Annotated in this window: 4 protein-coding genes; 1 reads left to right on the top strand and 3 read right to left on the bottom strand. The window is 55.2% G+C overall.

The genetic code is table 11. The features are described 5' to 3' along the window. The 3 genes from DBR24_RS18475 to DBR24_RS18465 form a co-directional block, all read right to left on the bottom strand. Window positions 1-188: DUF1842 domain-containing protein (locus DBR24_RS18475; protein WP_128615469.1), on the bottom strand; the 188-nt coding region annotated here is incomplete at its 3' end. 34 nt (window positions 189-222) lie between these two features. After that, on the bottom strand, window positions 223-408 hold the full coding sequence (locus DBR24_RS18470; protein ID WP_128615464.1) for a DUF1843 domain-containing protein: 186 nt from the start codon (window positions 406-408) through the stop codon (window positions 223-225). Between the two features lie 725 nt (window positions 409-1,133). Next, entirely contained in the window at window positions 1,134-1,352 is a 219-nt protein-coding gene (locus DBR24_RS18465) for a hypothetical protein (protein WP_123464294.1), read from the bottom strand. A gap of 190 nt (window positions 1,353-1,542) precedes the next feature. On the opposite strand from DBR24_RS18465, the gene DBR24_RS18460 reads away from it, so the two are divergent. Continuing rightward, window positions 1,543-1,863 (top strand): lysozyme inhibitor LprI family protein, encoded by a 321-nt coding sequence (locus DBR24_RS18460; RefSeq protein ID WP_128615463.1) that lies wholly within the window; start codon window positions 1,543-1,545, stop codon window positions 1,861-1,863. Window positions 1,864-1,912 lie beyond the last annotated feature (49 nt).

The following is a 1,912-nucleotide window of genomic DNA, read 5'->3' as shown; positions in this document are numbered from 1 at the left end:
CCCCAGACGTCCGCGTGGACGTCGAGCGGTGGGTTAATGGCTTGAGTGATAGCCGCCGTGCCGCTGACTTCTCGTTGTGGCGTGGAAACCAGCAGATTTAGCGAAAGCGTTTGCGCACCGGGCGCGTTTGTACCAATGCGATAGCACACCGGGAACAGGCCGACATGGTGCTGAGTGGAACCGGACATAGTGATTGCCTCCATTGCAATGTGGGAAATGGCCTTAACGTTTTTCCAAACGGGAAATTTCCCGGGCCAGTTTTTCGTACGCGTCCTTCAGGTCTTGCGCTTCGGGCTTCGTCGAGTCGCGCTGTTTCAACAAAGTCTTCATGTGGTGCACATCGCCGCCATCAATCGAACTCTGGATGGCAACGCCATACGGCGGGATGACGTGGGAGGATTGGGACATTTCGCGGGTTTCCTCGCAGGTGTGGCTCTACAGCCCCTTTGGGCAAAGGGGCGCCTTTCCTGACAGCCAGGCAGCAGCGTGCAACTCGGCAAACCCGGCAGGGTCTACCTGGCGTGGCACCGCCTGATCCGTCCGGATCTGTTTAATGCTTGAGGCAGTTCGCGCATGGGCGACGCGGCAGCGTCGATGCAGGCGCCAGCGGCGTCAGCCGAACCCGTCGGGTTTCGCGGGTGGCGTGATTGAATGGGTTTGCCATAACGACAAACAGAAGAAATTCGCCTGTACGTTGGTCATCATTCTTTCCTTGATAGAAAACAACGAAACACAGGGATCAGTTGGGCGCTCGAAAGCGTTTACAAGCGACTGCAATCCTTAAAAAACCATCCCTGTTTCTTTACCGGCAATGTCACGGACACCTGTCCGTTTTGTTGGCTGGCATATCGCCAGCCACGCAACCCTAGATCCGATTTCGACGGCCTGCCAGAAAAAGCGCCGAACGGTCATTGGCGCTCTCGGAAGGGACAATGCAGGGGGCGAAATCGTGCGCAGACTTATTGGTCTATCACTTTGATTTAAAAGAAAGTGATGGCAGTGTTTAGCGATGTTTAAGAGGGCGTGGAACTGTTTGAAATAAAAACTTCAAGCTTAAAAGCCAATTGCAAAACCTCGACGAAAACAATCGCAAACAGCCAACGCCGACTCTTTGCGATCGCCTTCGTAAAAGACTAATTACCGTCGGCCACTTTGCGTTCGATTTCATCAATTTTGTTTTGCAGCGTCTCGGCGTCCTGCTCTTTCACGCGGGTGGACGAGGGGGTGATGATTTCATCCACGGCCTCAGTGTCATCATCGTGATCTTCAAGATCACGCTCGACTACGTGCACCGGTTTGCCGGACGTATCGGTGGGCGTGGCGTTCGGGGTTTTGCTGTCATCGCTATTCATGGTGCAGACCTCCAGTGGTGTAAACATTGGAGGTGACGTTGCGGTGGGCGTTCGATATTTTTGCGTTGCACTGGAATGAGCGGTGCGCAGAAACTTTGCGCCACAACGATGGCTCGAATCGACTCGATCAACGACTGTCCGGATACCTGACGCCATGCCCCCGAAAAACCTCTTTGCAGCTTTGCTCGGTATGTCTGTTCTGATAATCGGCGAGGCCAGCCACGCCGCCAGTTTCGACTGCGAGCGCGCCAGTGCAGCCGACGAAAAAGCGGTCTGCGCCAATCGCGCGCTTAACGATATGGACGTCAGCATGGCGCTGCTCTACAAGCTCGACCGACGCTTTCTGCCCATGGGCGGGCGTGACGCGTTGATCGGGCAGCAGCACGCCTGGCTGAAAAAACGCAGCCAATGCGCGGCTGATGTGAAGTGCCTGACGGATATCTACCAGCAGCGCATTCAGGTTCTACAGCAGATCATTGATACCCGTGTGGTCACTCAGGGGCCGTTCTAGCACCCTGGTGTCGTCTGAGTGTGCTGCGATGAAACAAGAAAACCGCCGC

The organism is Pseudomonas sp. HMWF006 (assembly GCF_003061205.1).
GTDB lineage: Bacteria > Pseudomonadota > Gammaproteobacteria > Pseudomonadales > Pseudomonadaceae > Aquipseudomonas > Aquipseudomonas monsensis.
This window is presented reverse-complemented; position numbering and strand designations above follow the sequence as displayed.

Bases quoted from the DNA above. Each gene is read 5' to 3' on its own strand.
- DBR24_RS18470 (WP_128615464.1), bottom strand. From the start codon at position 408: ATGTCCCAATCCTCCCACGTCATCCCGCCGTATGGCGTTGCCATCCAG.
- DBR24_RS18465 (WP_123464294.1), bottom strand. From the start codon at position 1,352: ATGAATAGCGATGACAGCAAAACCCCGAACGCCACGCCCACCGATACG.
- DBR24_RS18460 (WP_128615463.1), top strand. From the start codon at position 1,543: ATGTCTGTTCTGATAATCGGCGAGGCCAGCCACGCCGCCAGTTTCGAC.